Consider the following 25,722-nt stretch of genomic DNA (forward strand, 5'->3'; position numbering starts at 1 on the left):
AGCATATCATAAAACGATAAGGGAAAAATCGCCTTCATACCAACCAATCAAAATCTTGAGGTACTATTCTTTATGTTGTAAGGTTCCACTATTATTTTCATCAATTACTCAACGTATTGCTTCGATGTTTTCTGGAGTCATTTTAATAAATCCTTGCTTTTCATGAGATAATACTTTTTGATGAGTCATTTTGTGCATGGCATTGATTATATGACGATTAGAATTGAGGTCAAGTATTACCTCTTCACCTTTAATTCTATCAGTCTGCTTTTCCTTAACTCCTGATTATATTAGCTTCAATAACATATAATCATTCTTAAGAATGTCATTGAAATGTACGAATAGATGTTAGTGCAGCAAAATAAATTGTGTTATGATATGAGGAAATATAAAGCTATGTAACGGAGGGAATAACATGCCGCATGTTGTGTTTCGTGGAATTACTACTGAACAATTAAAAAGCATAAGCAAGCCATTAGTAGAAGAACTCGCAGATATCTGTGAGTGTGGTACGGATAATTTCACCTTGGAACTACCAAGTTCTACGTTTGTATTCAATGGAGAAGAAATAGAAGCGTTTCCTCTTATTGAAGTGAAATGGTTCGAGCGTGGACAGGAAATTCGTGATCGATTTGCCAAGGCCATTACTACATATGTAATGGATTTTGGACTTCCAGAAGTAGAGGTTGTATTTACAGTTTTCACAGAATCAGCCTATTATATTAACGGGAAGCATTGTGCAAGTTAGAGCTATTAGAAAGATTTTTATTCCTATAATCAAATATGTTTTATTAAAAACAAGGGCCGGAATTCCGGCTCCTTTTCTATCCTAAAGCTTCATTTTATCTCTCCGTCTCAAAAAACTCAATCCACTCTCCATCAGGACCAGCGAAGAATATGTAACGTGTTCCATCTGGTAATGTTTCGATTTCTTCTCCTAGTAAAAAGGTTACTGCGTGTTTCTTCAGTCTTTCGATCTCATCCTCTAATGAATCCACTTTAAAGCAAATGTGATGTACTTTTCCTTCTGCCGGAAGAGAAGAGTTGTAGCCTTCAATGAGTTCTAGTATCGTTTCTTTTGATTCTTCTACACCTAAAAAAGCGAGTTTTAAGTCTGGATTCGGATGACCCATACGTTTCATGAGCTGTAAGCCGACTACTTCTTCATAAAATGAAATAGATGTTTCTAAGTTTGCAACCATAAGTCCGACGTGTTCAATTCTTCTAACTGGCATGTAGATTCCTTCTTTCTGAAAATTATATACAATATGTTATTGAAAATTAAGAAAATAAGCAAGATAAAAACCTTACAAATTTTAGCGTTTTATATGGTATAGTGAGAAAGTATGTTTGGGGAGAAGGAAGGAGATTATACGATGAATACAACTACTCAAACTCCTTCATTATCGGAAACGATGAAAGAGTGGCATTATGCATTAGCATATGAAATTAAACATTGGAAAACGATAGGTGGTAGTAAAATTTCTATCATGAATGGTCGTTTTTTATATACAGATTATGAAAGTACAGTATACGTATTTCAGCTTATTTCGGAAGTAAGCTTACCTGAAGGTTCACCCATTCGAATTGAGTTTGATGGTGAGGAAGCGACAGGAGAAGTATTGTCTGTACATGGATTAGAAATAGAACTGAAATTAAATGATTATATACAAGGTGAAATACGAGAAGCTGTTTTATATAGTGAACCGTGGCAATTGTTAGAGCAACTACAAGAGAGGTTGAAAGAAGCACGTAAAGATAAGCTGAAACGTAATCGTATAAAGCGTCTTGTTGATGGGACGAGCAGTCCGAAACATATTGAGAAGATGAAAAATCCGAAAAATGAATTGGCGTATCGTTCGTTTTACAATCCGACGACGTACGTATGGGGACCACCAGGAACAGGGAAGTCTTACAATTTATCACGTATTATTTCAGCTCATTATCAAAAAGGAAAATCGGTACTTGTGTTAGCTCATAGTAATGCGGCAGTAGACGTATTAATGAGTGAAGTAACGAAGCAAATTGAGAAGAAAAAGAAATGGACGCCTGGCGAAATTGTTCGTTACGGTTATAGTCAACATGAACATATACGAAATCATGAAACGTTACTTGCGTCGAAGTTAGTTGAAACGACGAACGGATCTTGGGGTGAGGAAAGACTCTATTTAGAAGAGACACGACAAGATCTTCGTGAAAAAATCTTATCGTATAAAGCAACATCTGCTGATAAGAAGCGCATACAAGAGATTGAAAGTGATCTTCGAAAGCAAAAGGCTAAAATTAAAGAAGTAGAAAAAGAATATATTGAAAATGCAAAAGTAATCGGCGCAACTTTATCAAAATGTGCCATTGATTCACTTATTTATGAGCGCACATTTGATTTAGTTGTTGTAGATGAAGTAAGTATGGCATATGTTCCGCAAATTGCATTAGCTGCTTCACTTGGAAAACGTATCGTCGTTTGCGGTGACTTTTTACAGTTACCTCCAATTGCGATGGCAAATCATGAACTCGTTCGCAAATGGCTTGGGGAAGATATGTTTTACCATGCTGGGATTGTTGAGTCTGTTAATAAATCAGAAGCACACCCAAACCTATTTATGTTGCAGGAACAAAGACGTATGCATGCGGATATATCGAAGTTTACGAATTCGTTTATTTATAAAAATAGAGTATACGATCATCCGTCTGTTTCAGAGCGTAAAGAACTTGCGCAATTGCAGCCGTTCGCAAATGAAGCGAGTGTTTTATTTGATACGAGCCAAATGGGAGCTTTTTCGTTAAAAGATGCTGCTTCTGGTTCACGTTTTAACATTATGTCTGGTTTAGTAGCAATGCAAATGATGTTAATCGGATTGTTAGACGGTGTGCAATCAATTGGTATTGTGACACCTTACAGGGCGCAGTCACGCTTTTTATCAACGTGTATTAGAGAAATGTTGCAGAGAACGAAATATCAAAACATACCAGTTTTAGCGGCGACAGTTCATAAGTTCCAAGGTTCTGAAAGAGATATGATGATCTTTGATACGGTTGACAGTTATCCGCAAGAACGACCTGGCGTATTATTCTTTGATCACAAAAACCATCGCCTCGTCAATGTAGCAGTGACAAGGGCGAGAGGGAAGTTCATTCAATTATCAGATTGCCATTATATGCGTAAAAACCTTTCGAGAAAACAAGCATTATCACAATTAACAGCTCATATAGAACGTCACGGAGATGTGTATGATCGCACGACATCAAGACAATTGTGGGAACGGAAAATTTCGAAACGTTTACGCTGGTTTATGGAAATGAATCTTGAAGAGCCGAAAGGGTTATTAAAAGATATTTTAGCCGCAAAACGAAAAATTATTATTTCACTTCCAAGTACAAAACAAGTGGATAAACGAGTATGGCAAGCGTTAATGCGTACAAATGCGCAAATAACAGTGTATAGTGATGGACCAGTTCCACTGAAAAATGTAAAGTTACAAAGACAAAATAAAGCATTCCCATTCTTAGTAATTGATGATGAAATCTTCTGGGCAGGCGCACCGCTTACATCTCAAATGATGTTTGAAGGTAGTACGGAATTTCCGTACGTATGTGCAAGACTGCAAGCACCTGAGACAATTGGTGTATTAAAAGGATTTTTAGATATTCGGTAAATTCGGATAGGAATTCCTTGACTTTTACTTGGAATGAACTTAGAATAAAAAATAATTTAATATAATTTTATGAAAATTCTTATCACGAGAGGTGGAGGGACTGGCCCTATGATACCTCGGCAGCGGATTCGTTATGAATACTGTGCCAATTCCAGCAAGGTAACTTGAAAGATAAGAAAGAAGCTCATTTTGACTGTATATACAGAAGCCTCTTTCTATCTTTTAGAAAGAGGCTTTTTTATGTGAAAATAAAAGGAGGAAGAAAAATGGGAGCGACAGGAGTAGCGTCACAAAGAAAAACAATTGAAGAGAGTATCGAAAGAAATAAGGAAAAGTACATAGAAACAAGTCATGATATTCATGCGAATCCGGAAATTGGTAACCAAGAGTTTTATGCATCTAGAACGTTAAGTTTATTGCTAGGCAGTGCAGGATTTCAGTTGCAGCACAATATAGCTGGACATGAAACGGGATTTATCGCGCGAAAAAGCTCTGGAAAACAAGGACCTGCAATCGCATTTTTAGCGGAGTACGACGCTTTACCAGGACTAGGTCATGCGTGTGGTCACAATTTAATTGGCACAATTAGCGTTGCAGCAGCAATTGCATTATCAGAAACGCTTGAAGAAATTGGCGGGGAAGTTGTCGTGTTCGGAACACCAGCTGAAGAAGGAGGACCGAACGGTAGCGCAAAATCGAGTTATGTAAAGGCAGGCTTATTTAAAAACATTGATGCGGCGCTTATGATTCATCCAAGCGGAAAGACAGCGACAACGAGTCCTTCACTAGCGGTCGATCCGCTTGATTTTCATTTTTACGGAAAAACAGCTCACGCTGCAGCTTCGCCAGAAGAAGGGATTAACGCATTAGATGCGGTTATTCAGCTCTATAACGGTATTAACGCACTTCGCCAACAACTTCCGTCAGACGTGAGAATTCATGGCGTCATTACAGAGGGAGGAAAAGCACCTAATATTATTCCTGACTATGCCGCAGCAAGATTCTTCATCCGTGCAGCAACGCGAAAAAGATGTGCAGAAGTAACAGAAAAAGTAAAAAATATCGCACAGGGAGCAGCATTAGCAACAGGTGCGAAAGTAAAAATCCATCAATTCCAAAATGAAATCGATGAATTACTCGTAACAAAAACATATAACGATATCGTAGCGGAAGAACTAGAACTATTAGGTGAAGATGTAAATCGTAAAGAAAGAGTAGGGATTGGTTCAACCGACGCAGGAAACGTAAGCCAAGTCGTACCGACAATTCATCCGTACATTAAAATCGGTCCAGATGATTTAATTGCACATACGAATGAATTTAGAGAAGCAGCACGTTCAGAACTTGGAGATAAAGCATTAATTACATCGGCAAAAGCACTAGCGAATACGGCATATCGATTAATTACGGAAGAAGGGTTGTTAGAGAAGGTGAAGGAGGAGTTTAGAGAAGCGCAGAAGAATCAGGGGTAGATGGTTAAAGGGAGTGGGGGATCCACTCCCTTTCTTTTTTGCGTAACACTGATGCTAAGATTTTTTTGCAGTAAAATCAATGTTAGTGGAACTTTTTTAATCAAACTTTTTTCTAAATTAACATAAATACTTGTAATATTTAAATTAGTACTATATAGTTCTAGTTATGACAAAGGTAAAATTAATGAATCAAAGACGTGTGATTGAAGTAGCTGCAACATTATTTTTAGAAAAAGGGTTTGCTTATACAAGTATGGATGAATTAGTACGTGTAAGCAAAGTTTCAAAGTCTAATGTGTATTATCACTTTTCTAATAAGGAAGTATTATTAGAAGGAGTCGTTGATTATTGGATTGAAATGTATCAATCTGCAATTGATGACGTACTTTCTCAGAATCAATTTTTAGTTGAAGATCGTATCCAACTGTTTTTAAAGCAATTATCACAAGGAGTTCAGTCGAGAGAGTATAAGGGGAGCTGTCCATTTATTACTCTTTATATTCAAAGTCCTAAACAGGCCACGCAAATAAAAGAAAAAATAGGTCTTTTTTTTACAGGATTACAAAAGAAAGTTTCTCTATTACTTAAACAAGGGGTAGAGAATGGAGAATTTAGAAATACGATTCAGATTGATGAGGTTGCATCACTTTTTATTACAAATCTTGAAGGAGCGTTATTTATTTCAGAAACATTGAAGGATGCAACTGTAATCACGAAAACAGCAGATCATTTTTTTAAATTGCTTCGATAAAAGAAGCATTTTTTTTACATCAAATTAGTACTGAGTAGTACTAAAAGGGGGATTTTATATGAGAACAGTATTTTTAACTGGTGGAACAGGCTTTATTGGAAAGCAATTAGTGAAAGAATTAGCCAAAGAGGATGTTAAAATTCTGCTTTTAGTGAGGTCGAAAAGTAAAGCAATACGTCTTTTTCAAGAAAGAGGCAGCTTAAAAAAGGAAGTTATGCACTTTATTGAAGGTGATTTGACGAAAATAGATTTAGGTCTAAGTGCTGAAGATAAGGAGAGGGTATTGAAAACGGATGTGATTATTCACGCAGGAGGCCCCATGGATATTCAAGCGACAAGTAAAGAGGCAGCTTCCGTATTTTTAAATGGTGCCAAACATATTAGTGAATTAGCTAAAAGTATTCATCAATTGAAGGGCTTGCAACAATTTATTCATGTTGTAGGTTATATGAGTCCCTTTGATGATAAAAATAGCAAGATTGCAATTGATGTGTTTAAAGAAGGAAACAGTTATTTGAAAATAAAAAATCCATATGAGAGAACAAAATTTTTAGCAGATCTTTATATCCGTCAGCAGGCATCAGCAGTAGGTTATCCGCTTTCTGTAATTAATCCACCAACTGTAGTCGGTAGTAGCAAAACAGGGAGTACAGAGCAGATAGCAGGATTAGGTTTGCTTGTGATGAGTATGCGAAGAGGGCTCATGCCAGTGATTCCTGGAGGTAAGGGATATAGGTTACCACTTATTTCAAACGATGAGTTTGCGAAGTTTATTGTGCAGGTTTTCAGGTTGGAGCAACCGACTATTCAAACATATACACTTGTTGAAGACAAACAGCACGATCAGAACATTGCTGAATTATTAAGTATTATGTCGGAAAGTATGAATATGAGGGCACCAAAGATCTCGGTTCCAATGCCGCTTATGAAAACAATTATGAATAGTGGAGTAAGTAAAATAACAAAAATTTCTTCTGATGGACTGAATTTTATTACAAAACGAAAATTTTCAAATGTTTCAGCGAAAAAAATTATGGGAGGGGATTGGTTTAAGAAGACGAGTGTAATGAAATTTCTCCCTGCCGTAGTAGCTGATTTGGATTATCGAATGATAGATCAAAATGGCCAGCATAATCATTTATTTAAACGAACATTATGCGATAACACTACCCTTTACCAATTACAAGGAGAGGGTAAACCGTTTATTTTATTACATGGTTTATTGAGTGATGGAGAGGATTTATTTCCTTTAGCACAAGAGCTTCATGAAAAAACTGGTCAACCTGTATGGATCTTGGATCTTCCAGGTTTGGGACGTTCTCCTTTTAAACGAGAGAAAAATCTTCTAGATATCTATTTGAATGTAGTGAAAAAGTTATTGGAGAAAGCTACGAATGGTGCACATCTAATTGGTCATTCATTCGGTGCATTTATTCTTCTGGAAGCATTGGTACAAGAGTACATAGATAAGAAGTATTCAATCACTTTACTTCAGCCACCTGTTGTTAAAAAAAATGCTAAATCGCTAAATGTTCCTCAATTTATGAACAAATGGACATTAAAACTGGCAACTACTAATTTCATAGAGCGATATTTATTAAGTAATGGTTTGTTTGAAAGTATAGAGAGCATCCCTGAACATTATATTGAAAAAATAAGGAACAGTTTTACTTCTCCTAGAATTTTAAATACAACGGTTCAGCTTAACAGTTTACTACTGAAAAACGATCAAGGTGATTTCAATGAAGTAACAAAGTATAATCTTCACATTATTTGGGGGGATTATGACAGAGGTTATTCTGCTCCATCGCATCTTGGTAAGGTTGATTTTGTTCCATATGGCCATCATTTTCCTCTTAGCCATCCGAGTGAAACGGCAACATTAGTAATAAAAAATAGTAATACTAGCATATGAGAGTGTGGGATAAATAAAAAATGTGTAGTAAGAACGTTGTGTCTTTGAAATAAAATCGTACTGTTTGGGGTCCCGCGAACAAGACGCGAATTTTGCACGCTAAGCAAAAAAATACAATAAGCTGCCCATATGGACAGCTTATTTACATAATTTTCGAAAGCGGAAGTAACTACACTATATTTTTTAACTGTTGTTAACAGTACAAGTTAACTTTTCTAATACTTGAGCTACACCATCTTCATCATTAGTGTCGGTAATAAAATATGCAATATCTTTTAGTTCAGGTATTGCATTTCCCATAGCAATTGGAAAACCACATGCATAGAATAGCTCTAAATCATTCCAATCGTCTCCAAAGACCATTACGTCACTTATAGGGATATTATTTTGAATGCAGATTTCCTTTATAGCTTGTTCTTTAGAAACACCTTTTGCCATAATTTGCGTTAAAGTTCCTGCATCGGTACATATTGTATTTACTTTGTGTTCAAACTGTTTTTGTAACTTTTCATGATGAGAATATTGTGAAATTAATAATTTTGAAGCATTAACTTTTTTTAATTCATTTAAGGAAATTACAGTTGGATTTACATCTGTATTCATGGCTTTTTTATAATCTAATGTTTTATTACTGTACCATGTATCTTCTGATTCAACGGAAAGACATGCATCAGCTTGGTAAGTAATAACAAATTCTATAATTTCACTTGTGATAGCTGAATCAATTGGATAATGTTGTCTATAATCTAATGCTTTATTCACTATCAAAGCCCCATTGTAATAAACCATAGTTGCAATGTTTTGAAGTTCATGAGGAAGAAAATCTTTAACTGATCGTGGTGGTCTTGCTGTAGCAAAAATAACTATGATTCCTTGTTCATGAGCTGTTAAAATGGCTTTTTTATTTCTTTCAGACACTTCTTTTTTTGAATTTAATAAGGTTCCATCGAGATCCAAAACAATTGTTTTAACATTTTTTATTAGTTCCATATGATATCTCCTAGTTTAAAAATATTGTTACTTCTTTATATATTCTATATTGAGTTATAAAATCCTGTATATCTTATACATGCTTGGTTAACATAACATCCCATTATCGTTAGCAAGTTTTTCATAGCATCCTTATTTTTACTAAATTTTTTGTCTCTATGTCTATCTATCTCTTATACAAGATTTTATACATCATTGATATAGCGGGGATTCTAGGGTCTTCGCTATTCTTTTTTGCATAAAATCTTGTATAGAAAAGTAGTTAGACTAGTGTGTTTTACTTCGGTCTATTTCAAAATATAATTGAAAATTCATCTTTAAATTAAAAAAAGAAGGTGTTACCTTTATATATTAATAACTTTGAAATATTGTATAACAGATAATTTTTATGCATTATTGATTAGCGTTGCTTATTGTGCTAACGAATCAGGATAGTGTGGCGACCGACTGACTGACTAAATAGTTGCTTATCCTCAATTATTAGAAGGAAAGTTCTATCATTTCGCGAATTGATTAGACATAGACGAGTCCTATAATTTTCTATATATACATAAAGAGGTGACTACGTATGAATCAAAGACCGTCAGAAGAAGAATATGCCGGGAGCTCCGGTGAATATATCCGTTTGGTGCCGGACGGTAATATCATCGATATTCTGTTCGCCCAGGAAAAGCAAATGATCGAGCTACTGGCATCGTTGACCGAAAGCCAGGCCGCATATCGGTATGCGGAAGGAAAATGGACGCTGAAAGAAGTCGTGGGCCACATTGCAGACGCGGAACGCGTCATGACCTACCGCCTGCTCCGGTTCGCAAGAGGGGACCAGACGCCGTTGACTGCTTTCGATCAGGAATTGTTCATGCCTCCTTTCGGAAGTTGGACACCTGAGCAATTGGCCGAAGACTACCGGGCTGTACGGCAATCAACGATCACATTGCTGCGCGGGCTACCGGCGGAGGCGTGGACCCGAAAGGGCACAGCCAACAACCTAAGCATTACGGTGCGCGCCCTCGCGTACGGCATCGCAGGACACGAACTTCATCACATGGGGGTCATCCGAAATCGGTACTTGAGTTAATCGTTTGCTGAGACCTTTGGAATGGAACTAATACCTCTCATACAACTTTTAGATACCGTTCTTATTGGGGTTCCGCCCCACAACCATCAACTTAAGGATTTAGACTATTTTTGAAATTAAAAGCACGTTACTATTCTCTTATGTTAATGAGAAAGGGTGACGTGCTTTTTATGAATACGTACAAAAAACAAGAGTTATCTTTATTTGCCGAAGAGTTATATTGATTTTTCTCATTTTGGGGTATTTATTTTTCTTAGATTGATGGTGATGGGGTAATACTCTATAATGGTCAAATTAAAATTTAAAATAGTTATAGAGAATCCATTTCTCGGAAATATTGTAACTATTAAGTTGTAAAAAGAACCGTAGTTTTTCATTTTTGAAAAGGCTAGGGCCCTTTTTAGTTGTAGCAAAGATATAATGGGAGGAAGTTTTTCTAAATCAAAAAAATTGATTAATAAGTTGCATAATAAACTCACTAGCGTATATACTATAAACATCAAAAAAAGTTGATGAAGGGAAGTGAACTACAGTGGCACAAAATTTTCAGTTATATGAGAAAAAGTTTAAAGCGTTGGCTGATCAAAAACGTTTAGAAATCATGTATGAACTTTGCCAGCGAGGCCAGACTTGTGTATGTGATTTAACAGAGATTTTTGAAATGACGCAATCTAAATTGTCCTATCATTTAAAGATTTTATTAGATGCAGGTTTAATTGTAAAAGAAACAAAAGGTACTTGGAGTTATTATGATTTAAATGATGCGGAAGTAAACAATTTATTATCAGAAGAATTGTGCTGTATTTTTAGAAAAACAGGCAAAGGTAGTTGTTGTTAAAATTTTGCGTTATTAATCAAAAAAAATTGATTAATAACATATAAAGAGGAGGAATAAGCTATGAGATATGTTCATGTCGGTATAAATGTTACGGATTTAGAGAAGTCTATTGAATTCTACGAAAAGGTATTTGGTGTGTCACCAGTTAAGGTGAAAGTAGATTATGCAAAATTTTTATTAGAGACGCCAGGACTTAATTTCACGCTAAACGTACGAGATGAAGTGAAGGGAAATCAGGTAAATCATTTCGGTTTCCAAGTGGATACAGCTGAAGAAATTACGTTACATAAAGAAAGATTAGAAAAAGAAGGTTTCTTTGCGCGTGATGAGATGGATACGACTTGTTGCTATGCGGTTCAAGATAAGTTTTGGGTAACGGATCCTGATGGGAACGAGTGGGAATTCTTTTATACAAAAGCACAGAGTGATGTTCATAAAATAGAAGAGGCACCTTGTTGCACGACTTCTAACGTAGTAGAACAAAATTCTTGTTGTTAATAGGAGATGGAAAATAAAATGAAACGTTTATCTTTTCTAGATCGATATTTAACACTATGGATTTTTCTAGCTATGGCTGTTGGAATTGGTTTAGGGTTTGTATTTCCTAGTGTAGTAGACGGATTGAATACATTACAAGTTGGAACAACGTCTATCCCGCTAGCTGTTGGTTTAATTGTCATGATGTATCCACCATTAGCAAAGGTTCGTTACGAGGAAATGGGCCGCGTATTTAAAGATGTAAAAGTATTGGTTTTATCTTTAGTACAAAACTGGATTATTGGACCTGTACTTATGTTTGTTTTAGCAATTATTTTTCTTCCTGATAAGCCAGAATACATGGTCGGACTCATTATGATTGGTTTAGCACGTTGTATTGCAATGGTAATTGTTTGGAACGATCTTGCAGATGGGGATAAAGAGTATGCAGCAGGTTTAGTGGCTTTTAACTCAGTATTTCAAATGTTATTCTTCTCCGTTTATGCATACGTGTTTGTAACAGTCATTCCAGAATGGTTAGGGATTGAAGGGGCTATTGTCGATATTACAATGGGAGAAGTAGCGAAATCAGTATTTATCTATTTGGGAATTCCTTTTATAGCAGGCATGTTAACACGTTTTGTACTCGTTAAGTTAAAAGGAAGAGAATGGTATGAAAAGGTGTTTATACCGAAGATTAGTCCACTTACATTACTTGCATTATTATTTACAATCATCATTATGTTCTCTTTAAAAGGGGAGATGATTGTTAGCGTACCATTAGATGTGGTAAGAATAGCGATTCCGTTATTAATCTATTTTATTGTAATGTTTTTTGTATCTTTCTTTATGGGAAGAAAAATTGGTGCAAACTATCCGGTGACGACAACGTTAGCATTTACAGCAGGTAGTAATAACTTTGAGTTAGCAATTGCTGTAGCAGTTGGGGTGTTTGGTATTCATTCAGGCGCAGCATTTGCAGCAGTTATCGGACCATTAGTTGAAGTACCTGTAATGATTGCACTTGTAAACGTTGCTTTTTGGTTTAAACGTAAATATTTTAATGACCAACCAGTCTAAATATAAAATAAAGGTGGAAAATACCATGGAAAACAAAAAGACAATCTATTTCTTATGTACAGGAAATTCATGCCGAAGCCAAATGGCAGAAGCGTGGGGCAAACAATATTTAGGTGATAAATGGAATGTATATTCTGCAGGAATTGAAGCACATGGAGTAAATCCAAATGCAATTAAAGCAATGAACGAAGTAAATATCGACATAACAAATCAAACATCAGATATAATTGATGCAAACATTTTAAATAGTGCTGATTTAGTCGTTACGCTGTGTAGTCATGCGGATTCTGTTTGTCCATCTACTCCGCCGCATGTAAATCGTGTTCATTGGGGATTTGATGATCCAGCAGGAAAAGAGTGGTCTGAATTTCAACGTGTTCGTGATGAAATTGGTGAACGTATAAAGCGATTCTCTGAAACAGGGGAGTAAATAAAGGAAAGAGTCAATCTTCTATTGTGCTGGAGATTGACTCTTTTTTATTATGTATTTCATTTACTTATCATTTCGCTTTAAAACCACTCTTAAAAATAATACAGAATATTATGTGAAAATGGTAAAGTTTCATTTTATAATTTTTACTTTATTAAAAGTTGATTTGTTAGAAAGGATAATCATTTATTGATATAATGAATGGATGCGTGGCAGGAAATAGATAGAAAGATACTGCTAGTAATTTATACTTAAAATGTAGGGAGATTGAACAGAGTTATGGGGACAGAAAAAGAAATTAGTTCCGCTAAATTAATATGGAAGATGACGCGCCCGCATACGTTAACGGCGACGTTTTCTCCTGTAATTTTAGGGACAGTGGCATCACTTTATGTTGCTAAAATTGATTGGCTGTTATTTATTGCGATGATGCTTGCATGTTTAGCATTGCAAATAGCAACGAACTTATTTAATGAGTACTATGATTTTAAACGTGGATTAGATACCGCTGAATCCGTTGGCATCGGTGGCGGAATTGTCCGTCATGGATTGAAGCCAAAAAATGTGTTAACAGTTGCGCTTTTATTATATGTCGTAGCAGCTTTTATTGGCATTTATATTTGTATGAATAGTAGTTGGTGGTTAGTGGTTATTGGTTTAATTGGGATGGCAGTTGGCTATTTATATACAGGTGGTCCACTACCAATTGCGTACACCCCGTTTGGAGAATTAGTTTCTGGGTTGTTAATGGGGACATGTTTTGTACTCATTGCTTTCTTTATTCAAACGAATACTGTAACGATTGAAAGTGTATTGATTTCCATTCCAATTGGAATTTTAGTAGGTGCAATCAATATGTCAAATAACATCCGAGATATCGAAGAAGATATTAAAGGTGGAAGAAAGACATTAGTAATCCTCCTTGGGAGAGAAAAAGCTGTGGTAACACTAGCGGTAGCCTTTTTCATTGCGTATTTATGGATTGCCGTAATTGTATTAATGGGTTATATAAGCCCTTGGGCATTAGTTATGTTCCTAGGTTTGAGAAAGCCAATTTCTGCGATTCAAAGTTTCCAAAAAGGGGCAAAGGATCCTGGATATATGCGCATCGCAATGAAATCAACAGCGATGACAAATACGATTTTCGGCTTCTTGTTGTCAGCAGGATTATTAATTAGTTATTTGTTTTAAATAACTTAACCCCAATTTCTCGATTTTAGTATAGAGAAATTGGGGTTTTATTTTGAGTTTTTTACGTTATAAACTATTATCATTTGAAATGTATATACCAATAAATTGCAACTTCATCACTTGTCTTATCCAAACCTTTATAAACAAGAAAATCAAACCCACCAATTACAAATCCACATTTTTCATAAAATTTACATGCTGCGACATTATTATTTTGCGTTTCAAGCATGATACCTGGCATATTTCCTTTTTTTGCCCACTGCTTTGCTTGATCAACTAATCTTTTACCAACTCCGAGTGTACGATATTTTTTATCTACCGTTATATCTTCTATGTAAGCATAGTGGTTCCAATTCTTTTTCAATACCATTAATCCAATGATTTGGTTATGTAACAGTGCTATGTAAATGACTTGATTAGGTTTATTTATATATTCATTGTAAGCCAGTTCTTCATTATCATCTTGATTTTGTAAATAACTTTTTTCATAACTTGGAACGTCTTCTACTGTATATTCTATACGTTTATTTCCTTTGGAAAGAGAAAGAATTAACCGAGCATTCACTATAAGACTGTCATCAATCTCCGGGAGATTATCTAAATCATTTGTTTCTAACTCTCTAATTACAAGGTTCATCGGGGCACCTCCACATAATAATATTTCTTCTAGTTCTTCATTTGGTTCAAATGAATTCCAATTACAAAATTATAATAGAATTTCAATAGTACGGCTATTTTTGTATTTTATCTTTATACCAGTATGTTGTTATCTTGATATAAAAATATTGTTTAGAAAGAGTAGTATCTTTTATTTTGGATGTATATCCAGTTTTTAAATTTAACTGTATTAGAGAAACAAATATTTTTCTAAAGAGTGGATGCCATACGTTATTCTTTAACTAAATTCGACATTATCTGCATTTTATCTTCACCTTCCTCTATTAATCTATTTATTGTAAACATCAGCTGGAGTTAATGCTCAGCTGTATAAATAATGAATATAAAAATTAATAGGGAAAGGATCGAAAAATAATGAAAGAATCACAAAGTAAGAAAAAAACAAGTCGACTAACTAAGGTAATAATATCTCTAGGAGTTGTTTTAGCAACGACCTTTTTCACCTTCTTTTTAATAGGAAAATGGAACTCTATCCCAGCGAAGGGAATAGCTAACGAAAGTAGTAATCAAGTTAACACGCAACAACAAGAAAAGAAAAAAGAAACACCACCAGCAAAACAGAAAAGACCTGATGGAAAACCGGTGGGAAAGGTTGTTTATTTAACATTCGATGATGGTCCTAGCGAACTAACTGGGAAATTTTTAGATGTACTAAAAGAGCAACATGTTGCTGCGACATTTTTTATGCAAGGTAGCAATTTACAAAATACAGGTTTTCAGGAAAACGTAAAACGAGCGGTAAAAGAAGGACATTATATTGGTGCTCATAGTATGACACATAATAGTGATAAGCTATACAAAAAAGGACAATTTGTAACGGAGATGAAAGAAACGTTAGCTCTTATCCATAATATTACGGGTACAACTCCTAAATTAGTTCGTCCGCCATATGGATCTGCACCAGGATTAAAGGGTGAGGAAATTCGTAACCAAATTGTAGAAGCAGCAATAAAAGTTTGGGATTGGACAATAGACTCAAATGATTGGAAATTAAAAGATAATCCAACTCAGATTATCGATAATGTAAAGAAACAGACAACAGAAGAAGTAGAAGTTGTTTTAATGCATGAAAAGGCGCAAACATTACAAGCCCTTCCTGAAATTATTAAATTTTATAAAGAGCAAGGGTATGGATTTGGGGTATATAATGACGAGGATCATTTTCGTCTAAACTTCCAAAAAGATCAACGTCTATAGTATAAACATAGTTATTTTAAAAAGGTGTTTTTATTACTAAATCAATAATTAAGCCAAAAGTCGATTTCCTATACGATAAAGAAATCGGCTTTTTTTATAAAGTTGACTTTTTAATCAAAAAGGTTTATTCTACTTGTGCAAGTGACGACTTGCATTCGGGTTTGGATAAAGATTATGTGAAAGTTGGATGAAACGTGAATGAAATGACAAATACATCAGAACGTATTATTGAGGCTTTTTTAGAACTATTTCGTACTCATGGCTATAAGGGAACGACGACTCGCTCGATTTCGGAATTAGCGGGCGTAAACGAAGTAACGATCTTTCGGAATTTCGGAAGCAAAAAGAATATTATGGAAAAAGCTGTCGAATCTTTATCGCGTGATATGGAATTGAATAAATTAATGCCTGGAGAGATGACTTGGAATCTTGAAGATGACTTGCTATCTATTGCAGAAGGATATCTTGCATATATAGAAAAGTTAAAGGATTTAATTTTGATTAGTTTTCAGGAAGCTGAAATGTTCCCAGAGCTTAAAGAAAAAATTGCATTAATTCCTAAACAATTAAAAGATAATTTGGTTTCATATTTTATTGAGATGAGAGAAAAGGGAAAGCTTATTGAAACTGATATGGAAGCTCAGGCGATGAACTTTATTTGGATGAATTTCGGTTACTTTCTTTCTAACTCACGCTTCGGGGACAATTTATTTTCAAATTCAAAAGAGATTTTTCTAAAACATAGTGTCCAACTATTTTCTAGGGGGCTAACTCCCTAGGTCTTTTTTTACACCGGATGCAAGTAAGTACTTGCTATAATAAAACAACAAGGAGTACGACAATGAAAACTTTAAAAAATTTCTTTAAATTCCCCCCAACATTCATTGGAATTGCAACAGCATTTGCCTTTCTGTTAATTTTCTTTTGTGTGTGGATGACTGCATACGATGGTGTTACTGATCGGGTAAACCAATTAAAAATCGGATTAGTTAATGAAGATAATCAAATGGGAACTGATATTGAAAAAAGCTTGAAGGAAAATCTGCCCTTTAAAGTTAAAAGCTATAGCTCGGTAACGCACGCCCAAAAAGACATGGATAACAGGAACTTAGATATGGTTATTCAAATTCCTGCAAATTTCTCAAGCTTATTGAAAGAAAATAATACTACAGAGATTAACTATTTCATCAATCAAGCAAACTCATCTTTGGCAAAACAGATTATGGAAGGCGCGGCAAAGGATATTACGCAAACAGTTAATAAAAACGTATATGCGTATAAACAAAAGTTTATTTCATCTAACCTATCTAACGAACTAAGTACAGTGATACCGTCAGAAGAATTGGCCCAAAAGTTATCAGAAAACATTACGAAAGCTGTAAGTTCATTAAACATTGATTCTGTGCAATCATCTGTCGAAAAAACAAACAATACAGATGGCTTTGCAGCAACCATGATTCCATTTTTAATTGTTCTTGCTTCATGGGTTGGAGCGATGCTTATGAGTTTAAATCTTAATATTGTTGCAACAATATTAAAAAATACGCACGGAAAATGGTCTATATTTTTCTCAAGACAAGTTATTAATATTGTCGTATCTGTTATTTTAGCTATTATCACGTTATTATTGATGACCGTATTTAACGTTAAATTGAATACAAGCTTATTTGAAACATGGATCTTCCAAACTCTTGTCTTTTTCTCTTTCTTAAGCGTAACACAAATGTTTATCGTTCTATTCGGTCCTGCGGGTATGATGTTTAATATCATATCGCTGTCAGTACAATTAGTTACTTGTGGAGTAATTGTTCCAAAAGCGTTACTATCTAATTTTTATCAAACTGTAGGTTCTCTTTTCCCTGGAACTTATGTAGCTGACGGATATCAAACAATAATTTTTGGTGGGGGAAATCTATCACACGATATGAATATTCTTCTTTGCATTTCAATTATTACCATTCTTATAGCGGTGGGGAGAATTATGCTGCAAAGAGATAGTAAAAGTGAATTGATCAAACAAACTGCCAACAGATAAAAAGCTTATAGTACATGTGAAGTGCACCCTGATTGCTAAACAAAGTCTAACAATCGAGGGGCACTTTTTTTAGTCAAATTCTCTTAGCATACGAAATTCGCGTTTTTCTCCGTAGCGAAATAGGGCTCATATGCTCTAACCTCATTCTATTAGTAAATAGCCTGCAATCATTGTCCTCTGTACATGAAATAAATTTGGTTTGTAATATAATCTGAACTAAAATGAAGTCCGTTTTTTATCCACCACATAATGATTCCTACCAATGAAGCGGTTTTAATCTCAATGGCAACATAATCTTCGGGTAGCTCTGTCTCACTATTATTTCTGCGCGTTTCTACTAATTTCTTTATTAATAGAAATAATTGTTCCTCAAAATGATTCATATTAAATAAAACAGATAAATAATTTCGATGAATATATAAATAATCAAGCAATTGTGTTAGCTGTTGTTTTTCTGATAAATTGCTTACGTGTATTAAAGCGGTAATTTTATTAGAAAGTTCGTTTAAAATTTCATCAGTGAGTTGCATGAGTAAATCCTGAATATCTTGATAGTGTAAGTAAAATGTTGTCCGATTTAATCCAGCTTCGTTTGCAATTTTCTGGACTGTTAAATTTGAAATAGTGGATTCCTCTTGTAAAAGAGAATAGACGGCATTTTTAAACATTTCTCTTGAACGAAGTGTACGAGGATCCTCTTTTTTAGATGTAGACATTTTGAAACTCCTTTATAGATTTTTCTTTGACTTTCTCGACATAGCATATTTTCAATGTCGATTAATGAACATTTTTAACAAAATTGTTCATGGTCAGGAATATGTATCTTTGTTACTATGAATTTTATCGACACTGTGTCGATAATGCAACTATAGAAAAAGGGAGTTTACAAATGGAGAAGGGAATAACAGAAAAAAATAAGAAAATTTTATTACTTGTACTAATTGCTGGATGTTTTTTATCAACATTAAACCAGACGTTACTTAATGTGGCAATGAGTAAATTAATGGAAGTATTTGATGTTACAGCTACAACTGTACAATGGTTAGCAACAGGTTTTATGCTCGTAAACGGTGTTTTAGTGCCAATTACGGCATTTTTAATGAAACGTTTTACAACGAGGCAATTATTTATTAGCTCAATGATTTTTTTATTGATCGGAACATTACTATGTGCCGGTGCCATCAATTTTGGCATGTTATTAACAGGAAGAATGATTCAAGCAATTGGGGCAGGAATTATTATGCCGCTCATGATGACAGTTATTTTATATTTATATCCTAGTGAAAAGCGCGGGAGTGTTATGGGAACTATCGGCTTTGCTATGATTTTTGCGCCAGCCATTGCTCCAACGTTATCTGGTTTTATCATTGAATATGTATCATGGAGATGGTTATTTATTGGATTAGCTCCATTTGTATTCATCGTCATTATTCTTGCGCTAAAATATTTAATGAACGTTGCAGATACGACAAAAGCAAGAATGGATATTGTAAGTGTCATTTTATCAACGATTGGCTTTGGTTGTGTTTTATTTGGATTCAGTAGTGCAGGAAGTAAGGGATGGGATCACCCGATTGTTATTACGACAATTATTACCGGGGTACTTGTTACAACGCTATTTTGCTTACGTCAAATAAAGTCTAACGATCCATTATTAAATTTATCCGTATTTAAGTATAAAATTTTTACTCTTACATCAGTGATCAATGTACTTATCACGATGATTATGTATGCTGATTTAATTCTTTTACCGATTTACTTACAAAACGGAAGAGGCTTTACTGCATTTGAATCAGGTTTACTTCTATTACCTGGAGCGGTCATTAATGCATTCTTATCACCAATTACAGGTAAAATGTATGATAAATACGGAGCAAAACCACTCTTTATTACAGGGTTAGTATTTATCATTATTTCGATGTGGGGGGTAATTGATTTAACTGAATCCACAACGTATATGTATGTAATGGTGCGTACTATTCTTTTACGGATTGGGTTAAGTTTCATTTCAATGCCTTTAAATACAGCAGGACTAAATGCTTTACCTAGAGAATTAGGTTCACATGGTTCAGCCGTAAATAATACGGTTCGTCAATTAGCTGGTGCTATTGGAACAGCTGTTGTTATTACTATATATACAACTCAAGCAACTTCACACGCTTCAGAGTTATCTTTAGAAAATGGAAACATTACAGCTATTCAACTAGCGAAATTATCCTCTATTTTCGGCTCAAGCGATGCGTATCTATTCATGTTATTTTTATCTTTCGTAGCATTAATCTTTGCATGTTTCATGCCTAAAAAAGTGGCAACTCAAAAACTTGAAAGTAAGGCAAGTAATTAGAATGGTTTATAGAGTTGTTTAGAAAGTATATGATGGAAGAAAAGCAAGTGATCTAATAATTAAGGTCATTTGCTTTTCTTTTTGTTTATGCACTTAACTGTATTTTGTAAAGATATTAAAGGAGACATGAAAAAATCCACCTACAACAATTAAAAGATTGATTGAAACAATATAAAAAGGACTCGTAAATTTATCCCACTTTAATGGGTAGTAAGACCCCTACCTCAAAATTCAGAGAAAGCAAAGAAGTTAGGTAGGGGATCAACTGCCCATAAAAGTCCGATTGGTGAGGGCTGATTAAAGTTTCACTTTATAAGAGTTCTTTTTTGTAATTGCTATAATTTCTACTTAGGAATTGAAAATAAAATTAATCCGGATTATTATATTGTTATTGTAAATTTATTTTATTGAAGGAGGATACATAGATGAAAAGCTCAAAAGGCTCTATTGAATCAGAGATAAGCAAAGCAATTACTCACTGGGAAAAGGACTACCTAGGACGCGGGTCTATATCCGTTAAGACAGATATATTACGGGATATGATTATCGTAAATTTACAAGGTGTTTTAACGCCGGCTGAATATAGTGTTTGCGAAACAAAAGACGGTATGTTAACGATAAAAAAAAATCGTTCGGAGCTAGTTGAATCTGGAATTGATGATCTGAAAGAGATTATACTAGAATTAACTGGAGAGAAAGTGAAGAGCTTTCATACGGATATAAGCTCCCGTACAGGCGAACGAGTAATGATTTTTAAATTGCTTCATAATCTTGAGGAGAAATTTTAAAAATACCTTAAGGTTAGTGGAAGGATTAAGAAACCTACAAGTTTTGCACTTTATTAACAGGCTAATAATTAAAAACTTGAAGTTATTTAGGTATAATAAATCTTAATTCTAATAACTCTTAAAAAACGGATAAATAAATTGACAAACTGCTTAATATGGTTTATCTTATAATTGTTTTAAAAAATTGATAGATGCTCATTTTAACAGCTTGCTATAATTAAGGCTTTAGCATTTTTTTAATATGTAATATTGACTAAATGAAAAAGTTTCTTAATTAAAAGATAGCGTATAACATAAATTGATATATTGATTGCATAATCTAGGAGATCAGAAATATACATTTCTTTTTAACAGGAGTAATACATACATTATTATCCTCTATAAAATGGGAGCTCTTCAAAAAACTTTATTGAAGTTAGTTGAAGGGAAACCGACAATCTCCATAATTCAATGATGATATAAAATCATTGAATTATGGAAGTTGTCGGTTTTTTTTTATGGGAAAAAACGATGCACTAAAAAGAGTGAATGAAAATTGAAATTTAAAAAATTATCTTAATTAAAAGGAATTTTTATAGGTTATTTTCGCTTAGAAGGGAGTATTTAACATGTTAATTTCGCTGAGTTCATCAACACTGTTAACATTATTTTTTATGGCGCTTAGTGCTTCTTGGCTAAGTGGATTATTGTTTTTACATGCAAGGATGCCTTTACGTTTTGTTCATATCCATATTGGTATCGCTGCTTTGCCTTCATTGATTTCTTTACTCGCACTTGTTAATAACAATGGAGATAGAGTTGTGGGGCCTTGGCATCTAGATACTTTAGCTTGGTTAATGGCTTTCTTTGTTTTTACAATTGGTTTAATCATTCAGCGTTTTTCTGTACGTTACTTAATGGGAGACCGCTCATATCGAAAATACTTTGCACTTTTTACATTTACTACAGGTGTATCTTCGGTTGCATGGTTAAGTGACGATCTTCGTTTCATGATCATTTGTTGGGGAGCAACGCTTATAGGATTGGTTCTACTCATAGGGCTAAATAAAGGGTGGAAAGTAGTTAGTGAAGCAACTAAAATCTCTGGCTATTTATTTACAATAAGTTGGATTGCGTTGCTATCAGCTATCATTTGGCTTTTTCAAGTAACTGGACAGTGGCAATTAACATCAGTTTTAACGAATGAAAATGTAGCGCTACATGGAACATTGGAGAGAACAGGAATTAACTTATTAATTATATTAGCGGTGATGATTCCAGCAGCACAATGGCCTTTTCAAAGATGGTTAATTGAGTCCGCTGTTGCTCCAACTCCTGTTTCTGCTATTATGCATGCGGGTTTAGTAAATGCTGGCGGTATCATGTTAACTAGATTTTCACCTCTTTTTCATGATGATATTGCACAAATCATTTTACTTATTTTCTCTAGTATTTCTGTCTTGATAGGTACAGGAATTAGTTTAGTCCAAGTTGATTATAAACGTCAGCTAGTAGGTTCAACTATTGCACAAATGGGATTTATGCTTATTCAATGTGCATTAGGCGCCTATTTAGCGGCTGTTATTCATTTAATTTTACATGGTTTGTTTAAAGCTACACTGTTTTTACAAGCTGGTTCTTCAGTGCAACGTTTTGGGGTAGTGAATCAGTCTAATGAAAAGATGTCCAATTTATGGATTATAGTCGGGCGTGTTTTAGGATTATTTATAGCAATTACTTTCTGGTTTATGACTTCTGGAGAGGGGTATCAACTAGTTAGTGCGTTAATCTTAGGCTGGTCACTATACTTTTCATGGAAACAGCTTGTTGTTTTTGGAGAGGGAAGAATGGGACGAATTGCTGGCGTAATTGTTTTGATTGGATTTTCTCTCATTTACTTTACCGTTCATAATTCTCTTTATAAATGGTTGCATACTGACATTTATCAAAGTGTTCAACCTTCAGCTCCAGCCGTTATCTTTGTTATATGTATTTTACTATTTAGTAGTGCTATTAGTACTTTCGTTACTCGTAATCAATCTTCTACTTTATTCGCTGTACTTTATCTTTGGTTAGTTCGAGTAGGTGAGGCGAGAAGAAAATCAGTAGAAAGTCACCCAAGCTATCTGAAACATTATGTATCAAAGGGAGGTAATTCGTGATGAGCATATCGTCAATATTAAAGAAAGATACAAACATTGATATACAAAAAAATAATATAAATGATTTAGTTGCATCTGCTAGCAGAGTTATTGCACCACTTTGGCCTATCTCTACGTTTGCAGCTCACCATCCTTGGATGGGACTTGAAAAGCAATCATTTGATCAAGTTGCAAATTGGTTAAAAGAAATTCGTAATGTGGATATGTATCCTAGTACTTCCATGATTCATTCGGCAAAAGCGAAAGGTGAGATTGAGGAATCATTTTTACAAAGTAGTTTGTCTCGTTGGCTGGATTCACAATCTTTTCATATTCCGCGAGAGAAAGCAGAGCGATTTTGCCAAGCGGCTTTAAAGTTAGAAAAATTACCTTCTAGTCTATTATCATCGCCAGAATTAAATAAACTGGCAGACGAAATGAGTTATATAAATACAGGGAGTATGAAAGCCTCTGTTATGCAGCCAATAAGTTCGCTTATAGAGAATCAAAATAGTGAAAACCTATCTGATATTCTTAATTATCATATCATTAAATGGTGTAAATTATATCTTGATGACTCCGGATCAAGTTGGACGATGCCAAATCGAGAGAAAGGTTTTTATCGTGCATGGCAACACCTTATTACATTTGATCCAGCGCTCAGTAAAAATGAGCGTAAAGTTTTAAAAGATTGGCCACAAGATGCCGAAGTAGCTTTAGCGAGAGCGTTATTTGAACTAGGAATTTCTGAATCTAACATACAAGCTTATCTTGAAGGGCACTTACTTTCTTTACCTGGGTGGGCAGGAATGATACGATGGCGCTCACAACAATCAATTCAGGAACAGGGGCTTTTAATAGAATATTTAGCAGTTCGAATTTCTATGGAGCTGGCTATTGCAAAACCTTATTTACCTTTAAAAAATCAAAAGGTTGAGAAAAAAGTTTCGATCGTCCCACTTATAGCTTCTTGGATCTATTGGGGGAATATTTCAACACGGGAATGGTCACAAATGTCTGCAGCTGAACAAAGCGAATTGTTAGCATTTGCATATCGTTTTGATGAAAATATTCGCAGGAAACTTTGGCTGGAAGCTTGGGAACAAACGCATGCAGAGCAATTAAGAGAGAAGATTGCTTCTAAACAACGTGCAACCAATGATAAAAAGCGTGTATTAGCTCAATTAGCATTTTGTATTGATGTACGTTCAGAACCGTTTCGTCGCCACTTAGAAAAACTAGGTCCGTTTGAAACGTTTGGAATAGCTGGTTTCTTTGGGTTACCAATTGCGACTAGTGAACTAGGTAGTAATGACAGCCATCCTTCTTTGCCAGTTATACTGAAACCGAAGCATCAAATAAAAGAGCTTACAGATGAAAATGAATTTAAATCTTATGAGCAACGTAAGAGGGTAGGCAGTTCGGTGCGTTATACATTTAAAACGATGAAACAGAACGTACTGACAAGTATGGCGCTACCTGAGTTAAGTGGTCCTTTACTTGGTCTACAGATGGTGACAAGAAGCTTTGTCCCAAGAGGAGTTGGTGGTTTCATTCGTAAACTTCGTAAAACTATGTTACAAAAACCTGATACAACATTCTCGCTTAATTATGTTCATGACACAAAAGGTGAGATACCTATCGGTTTTACGAAAGAAGAAAAAGTGAACTATGTGCGTCAAACTTTAAAAATGGTGGGACTGACAGAAAAATTTGCTCCTTTAGTTGTAATGTGTGGACATAGTAGTCAAAGTACGAACAATCCTTATGCGGCAGCACTTGAGTGTGGTGCTTGTGGAGGCGCAGCAGGGGGATTCAATGCAAGAGTTTTCGCTACTTTATGTAATCTTCCAGAAGTAAGAGAGGCGTTGTCTGCTGAAGGCATTAACATTCCTGAGGATACCATTTTTGCAGCAGCTGAACATAAAACAACAGTGGACGAATTGGAATGGATTTACGTCCCAGAACTTTCGAAAACTGCGCAAGAAGCGTTTGATTGTATCGAGACGATTATGCCAAATGTGAGCCAACATGCAAATAGAGAACGTTTAACGCAATTACCTAATTTTAAAACGAAAATAAAAAATCCGAGTAAAGAGGCGCATCGATTTGCAGAAGATTGGAGTGAAATACGTCCAGAATGGGGATTAGCGCGTAATGCATCTTTTATTATCGGAAAGCGTGAATTAACTCAAGATTGTGACTTAGAAGGTAGGGCTTTCCTTCATAATTATGATTGGAAACAGGATGAAAGTGGAGATATATTAGCTAATATTATTGCAGGACCAGGAACAGTTGCGCAGTGGATAAATCTACAATATTACGCATCAACTGTAGCTCCTCACTATTATGGTAGTGGAAATAAAACAACCCAAACCGTAACGGCGGGTCTCGGTGTTATGCAAGGGAATGCTAGTGACCTGTTGCCAGGCTTACCTTGGCAATCCGTTATGCAGTCAGATAGTGAGACGTATCATTCACCACTTCGTTTACTAATTGTCATTCAAGCACCTATTGAATATATAGAACGTTTGTTAAATAATGATTTCACATTTCGAGAAAAAGTTCAAAATGGATGGGTTAGACTTGCAAGTGTTGATCCAGAGGGAAGCTGGAAAAACTGGTAACAATTATTATTGTTACTAGCTTAAAAGTTTCATAAATACAATAATGAAGAAAGGG

The 25,722-nt window shown here is 34.9% G+C and carries 22 protein-coding genes, 1 pseudogene and 1 riboswitch; of the genes and pseudogenes, 18 read left to right on the forward strand and 5 right to left on the reverse strand.

Annotated features, from left to right (window positions below; genetic code table 11):
• Nucleotides 1–66: 66 nt before the first annotated feature.
• A pseudogene (locus tag AU379_RS30200) lies at nt 67–279 on the reverse strand (DUF6241 domain-containing protein); the annotation flags it as partial.
• A gap of 136 nt (nt 280–415) precedes the next feature.
• Between AU379_RS30200 and AU379_RS08090 the strand changes: the two are divergent.
• Nucleotides 416–748, forward strand: a complete 333-nt coding sequence (locus tag AU379_RS08090; protein WP_001120970.1) for a DUF1904 family protein — start codon at nt 416–418, stop codon at nt 746–748.
• Between the two features lie 94 nt (nt 749–842).
• Here AU379_RS08090 and AU379_RS08095 read toward each other — a convergent pair whose 3' ends face one another.
• Nucleotides 843–1,235 (reverse strand): VOC family protein, encoded by a 393-nt coding sequence (locus tag AU379_RS08095; protein ID WP_001145284.1) that lies wholly within the window; start codon nt 1,233–1,235, stop codon nt 843–845.
• A gap of 111 nt (nt 1,236–1,346) precedes the next feature.
• On the opposite strand from AU379_RS08095, the gene AU379_RS08100 reads away from it, so the two are divergent.
• From AU379_RS08100 to AU379_RS08115, 4 genes are all read left to right on the forward strand, one after another.
• Nucleotides 1,347–3,656 carry an AAA domain-containing protein gene (locus tag AU379_RS08100; protein WP_061139097.1) on the forward strand — a complete coding sequence of 770 codons (2,310 nt, stop codon included), beginning with the start codon at nt 1,347–1,349 and terminating at the stop codon, nt 3,654–3,656.
• Nucleotides 3,657–3,732: 76 nt separating this feature from the next.
• Nucleotides 3,733–3,834: riboswitch (SAM riboswitch) on the forward strand.
• Nucleotides 3,835–3,922: 88 nt separating this feature from the next.
• Nucleotides 3,923–5,128 carry a M20 family metallopeptidase gene (locus AU379_RS08105; RefSeq protein WP_000501346.1) on the forward strand — a complete coding sequence of 402 codons (1,206 nt, stop codon included), beginning with the start codon at nt 3,923–3,925 and terminating at the stop codon, nt 5,126–5,128.
• A gap of 184 nt (nt 5,129–5,312) precedes the next feature.
• A complete protein-coding gene (locus AU379_RS08110) occupies nt 5,313–5,879 on the forward strand; it encodes a TetR/AcrR family transcriptional regulator (RefSeq protein WP_061139098.1) in 567 nt (188 codons plus the stop codon).
• A gap of 58 nt (nt 5,880–5,937) precedes the next feature.
• Nucleotides 5,938–7,794: an alpha/beta fold hydrolase gene (locus tag AU379_RS08115; protein WP_061139099.1), complete on the forward strand. Its 1,857-nt coding sequence runs from the start codon at nt 5,938–5,940 to the stop codon at nt 7,792–7,794.
• A 183-nt stretch (nt 7,795–7,977) separates the two neighbouring features.
• On the opposite strand, the gene AU379_RS08120 is transcribed toward AU379_RS08115, so the two are convergent.
• Entirely contained in the window at nt 7,978–8,784 is an 807-nt protein-coding gene (locus AU379_RS08120) for a Cof-type HAD-IIB family hydrolase (RefSeq protein ID WP_000420192.1), read from the reverse strand.
• Nucleotides 8,785–9,352: 568 nt separating this feature from the next.
• On the opposite strand from AU379_RS08120, the gene AU379_RS08125 reads away from it, so the two are divergent.
• The 6 genes from AU379_RS08125 (at nt 9,353) to menA (ending at nt 13,878) form a co-directional block, all read left to right on the forward strand.
• On the forward strand, nt 9,353–9,862 hold the full coding sequence (locus AU379_RS08125; protein ID WP_061139100.1) for a DinB family protein: 510 nt from the start codon (nt 9,353–9,355) through the stop codon (nt 9,860–9,862).
• Nucleotides 9,863–10,394: 532 nt separating this feature from the next.
• Nucleotides 10,395–10,700 (forward strand): arsenical resistance operon transcriptional regulator ArsR, encoded by a 306-nt coding sequence (arsR, locus tag AU379_RS08130; protein ID WP_000068188.1) that lies wholly within the window; start codon nt 10,395–10,397, stop codon nt 10,698–10,700.
• A gap of 60 nt (nt 10,701–10,760) precedes the next feature.
• Entirely contained in the window at nt 10,761–11,198 is a 438-nt protein-coding gene (locus AU379_RS08135) for an ArsI/CadI family heavy metal resistance metalloenzyme (RefSeq protein WP_004411740.1), read from the forward strand.
• A gap of 18 nt (nt 11,199–11,216) precedes the next feature.
• A complete protein-coding gene (gene arsB / locus AU379_RS08140; RefSeq protein ID WP_000826557.1) occupies nt 11,217–12,257 on the forward strand; it encodes an ACR3 family arsenite efflux transporter in 1,041 nt (346 codons plus the stop codon).
• A gap of 25 nt (nt 12,258–12,282) precedes the next feature.
• Nucleotides 12,283–12,687 carry an arsenate reductase (thioredoxin) gene (gene arsC / locus AU379_RS08145; protein WP_000428354.1) on the forward strand — a complete coding sequence of 135 codons (405 nt, stop codon included), beginning with the start codon at nt 12,283–12,285 and terminating at the stop codon, nt 12,685–12,687.
• 279 nt (nt 12,688–12,966) lie between these two features.
• On the forward strand, nt 12,967–13,878 hold the full coding sequence (gene menA, locus AU379_RS08150) for a 1,4-dihydroxy-2-naphthoate polyprenyltransferase (protein WP_000536369.1): 912 nt from the start codon (nt 12,967–12,969) through the stop codon (nt 13,876–13,878).
• A gap of 79 nt (nt 13,879–13,957) precedes the next feature.
• Here menA and satA read toward each other — a convergent pair whose 3' ends face one another.
• Nucleotides 13,958–14,515: a streptothricin N-acetyltransferase SatA gene (satA, locus tag AU379_RS08155; RefSeq protein ID WP_061139101.1), complete on the reverse strand. Its 558-nt coding sequence runs from the start codon at nt 14,513–14,515 to the stop codon at nt 13,958–13,960.
• Nucleotides 14,516–14,910: 395 nt separating this feature from the next.
• On the opposite strand from satA, the gene AU379_RS08160 reads away from it, so the two are divergent.
• The 3 genes from AU379_RS08160 (at nt 14,911) to AU379_RS08170 (ending at nt 17,788) form a co-directional block, all read left to right on the forward strand.
• Entirely contained in the window at nt 14,911–15,753 is an 843-nt protein-coding gene (locus AU379_RS08160) for a polysaccharide deacetylase family protein (RefSeq protein WP_000665173.1), read from the forward strand.
• A 194-nt stretch (nt 15,754–15,947) separates the two neighbouring features.
• Nucleotides 15,948–16,532 (forward strand): TetR/AcrR family transcriptional regulator, encoded by a 585-nt coding sequence (locus tag AU379_RS08165; protein WP_001004645.1) that lies wholly within the window; start codon nt 15,948–15,950, stop codon nt 16,530–16,532.
• Nucleotides 16,533–16,594: 62 nt separating this feature from the next.
• Nucleotides 16,595–17,788 (forward strand): ABC transporter permease, encoded by a 1,194-nt coding sequence (locus AU379_RS08170; RefSeq protein WP_000854135.1) that lies wholly within the window; start codon nt 16,595–16,597, stop codon nt 17,786–17,788.
• A 167-nt stretch (nt 17,789–17,955) separates the two neighbouring features.
• On the opposite strand, the gene AU379_RS08175 is transcribed toward AU379_RS08170, so the two are convergent.
• Nucleotides 17,956–18,504 (reverse strand): TetR/AcrR family transcriptional regulator, encoded by a 549-nt coding sequence (locus AU379_RS08175; protein ID WP_000107858.1) that lies wholly within the window; start codon nt 18,502–18,504, stop codon nt 17,956–17,958.
• Nucleotides 18,505–18,677: 173 nt separating this feature from the next.
• Between AU379_RS08175 and AU379_RS08180 the strand changes: the two genes are divergently transcribed.
• From AU379_RS08180 to AU379_RS08195, 4 genes are all read left to right on the forward strand, one after another.
• Nucleotides 18,678–20,132 (forward strand): DHA2 family efflux MFS transporter permease subunit, encoded by a 1,455-nt coding sequence (locus tag AU379_RS08180; protein WP_000410728.1) that lies wholly within the window; start codon nt 18,678–18,680, stop codon nt 20,130–20,132.
• Between the two features lie 425 nt (nt 20,133–20,557).
• A complete protein-coding gene (locus tag AU379_RS08185) occupies nt 20,558–20,920 on the forward strand; it encodes a DUF2294 domain-containing protein (RefSeq protein WP_000842548.1) in 363 nt (120 codons plus the stop codon).
• A gap of 608 nt (nt 20,921–21,528) precedes the next feature.
• Nucleotides 21,529–23,061, forward strand: coding sequence for an NADH dehydrogenase subunit 5 (locus AU379_RS08190; protein ID WP_061139102.1), 1,533 nt, complete (start codon nt 21,529–21,531; stop codon nt 23,059–23,061).
• On the forward strand, nt 23,061–25,667 hold the full coding sequence (locus AU379_RS08195) for a putative inorganic carbon transporter subunit DabA (RefSeq protein WP_000028351.1): 2,607 nt from the start codon (nt 23,061–23,063) through the stop codon (nt 25,665–25,667). The genes AU379_RS08190 and AU379_RS08195 overlap by 1 nt, the downstream gene beginning before the upstream one ends.
• Nucleotides 25,668–25,722 lie beyond the last annotated feature (55 nt).

The organism is Bacillus sp. JH7, from assembly GCF_001563515.1.
Classification (GTDB): Bacteria; Bacillota; Bacilli; order Bacillales; family Bacillaceae_G; genus Bacillus_A; species Bacillus_A cereus.